This is a genomic window from Paenibacillus sp. FW101-FHT12H11, from assembly GCF_058790355.1.
In genome coordinates this window covers 1-1,240 of record NZ_JBYTCO010000029.1, presented here as the reverse complement: position 1 = coordinate 1,240, position 1,240 = coordinate 1, and the positions used below count along the sequence as shown (strand labels likewise).

The following is a 1,240-nucleotide window of genomic DNA, read 5'->3' as shown; positions in this document are numbered from 1 at the left end:
ATGGCGGAATTGGCAGACGCACTAGACTTAGGATCTAGCGGGCGACCGTGGGGGTTCAAGTCCCTCTACGCGCATCATTCCTCAAAAATATTTGAGGAAACCCCATTATCATGCGGAAGTGGCTCAGGGGTAGAGCATCGCCTTGCCAAGGCGAGGGTCGCGGGTTCGAATCCCGTCTTCCGCTTTTTGGCGCTATAGCCAAGTGGTAAGGCAGAGCTCTGCAAAAGCTTTACCCCCAGTTCGAATCTGGGTAGCGCCTTCTGCCTATAAGCAAGCCGGAGTGGCGGAATCGGCAGACGCACAGGACTTAAAATCCTGCGATAGGTGACTATCGTACCGGTTCAAGTCCGGTCTTCGGCATTATTTACCTCAATTTCATACGCGCCCTTAGCTCAGCTGGATAGAGTATTTGACTACGAATCAAAAGGTCGGGAGTTCGAATCTCTCAGGGCGCGCCACATATGCCGGCGTGGCGGAATGGCAGACGCGCTCGACTCAAAATCGAGTTCTCACGAGTGGAGGTTCGAGTCCTCTCGCCGGTATTTTCTCGGGACGTAGCTCAGCTTGGTAGAGCACCTGCTTTGGGAGCAGGGGGTCGCATGTTCAAATCGTGTCGTCCCGACTTTTAACATCATGCGGGTGTAGTTCAATGGTAGAACTTCAGCCTTCCAAGCTGGTAGCGTGGGTTCGATTCCCATCACCCGCTTTAAACAAAAGGATCACCTTAGGGTGGTCTTTTTGTTTTGAGCGGGAAGGGAAGAGAGACCACAAAGGGTTCGACCGTCCGTGAAGACATCCTGAGTAATCAAAGTAGGACGAGCGTCCAAATTTACCACCAGTGCTTCCGAGGGAAGCTTTTAGATAAGAATTTGGAGTATTCCCATCATCCGCTTTAAACAAAAGGATCACCTTAGGGTGGTCTTTTTGTTTTGAGCGGGAAGGGAAGAGAGACCACAAAGGGTTCGACCGTCCGTGAAGACATCCTGAGTAATCAAAGTAGGACGAGCGTCCAAATTTACCACCAGTGCTTCCGAGGGAAGCTTTTAGATAAGAAATTGGAGTATTCCCATCACCCGCTTTAAACAAAAAGATCACCTTAGGGTGGTCTTTTTGTTTTGAGCGGGAAGGGAAGAGAGACCACAAAGGGTTCGACCGTCCGTGAAGACATCCTGAGTAATCAAAGTAGGACGAGCGTCCAAATTTACCACCAGTGCTTCCGAGGGAAGCTTTTAGATAAGAA

7 tRNA genes are annotated in these 1,240 nt (G+C 50.3%); all 7 read left to right on the top strand.

From position 1 onward, the window contains the following. Positions 1–112: 112 nt before the first annotated feature. The 7 genes from AC3WTJ_RS37905 (at position 113) to AC3WTJ_RS37875 (ending at position 706) form a co-directional block, all read left to right on the top strand. Positions 113–184: transfer RNA gene (locus AC3WTJ_RS37905), tRNA-Gly, on the top strand. Between the two features lie 4 nt (positions 185–188). After that, a tRNA-Cys gene (locus tag AC3WTJ_RS37900) sits at positions 189–259 on the top strand. 15 nt (positions 260–274) lie between these two features. Continuing rightward, positions 275–360, top strand: a tRNA-Leu gene (locus AC3WTJ_RS37895). Between the two features lie 21 nt (positions 361–381). Then, a tRNA-Arg gene (locus tag AC3WTJ_RS37890) sits at positions 382–458 on the top strand. A gap of 5 nt (positions 459–463) precedes the next feature. Further along, positions 464–542: transfer RNA gene (locus tag AC3WTJ_RS37885), tRNA-Leu, on the top strand. Between the two features lie 6 nt (positions 543–548). Further along, a tRNA-Pro gene (locus tag AC3WTJ_RS37880) sits at positions 549–622 on the top strand. Positions 623–635: 13 nt separating this feature from the next. Continuing rightward, positions 636–706 (top strand) — tRNA-Gly (locus tag AC3WTJ_RS37875). Positions 707–1,240 lie beyond the last annotated feature (534 nt).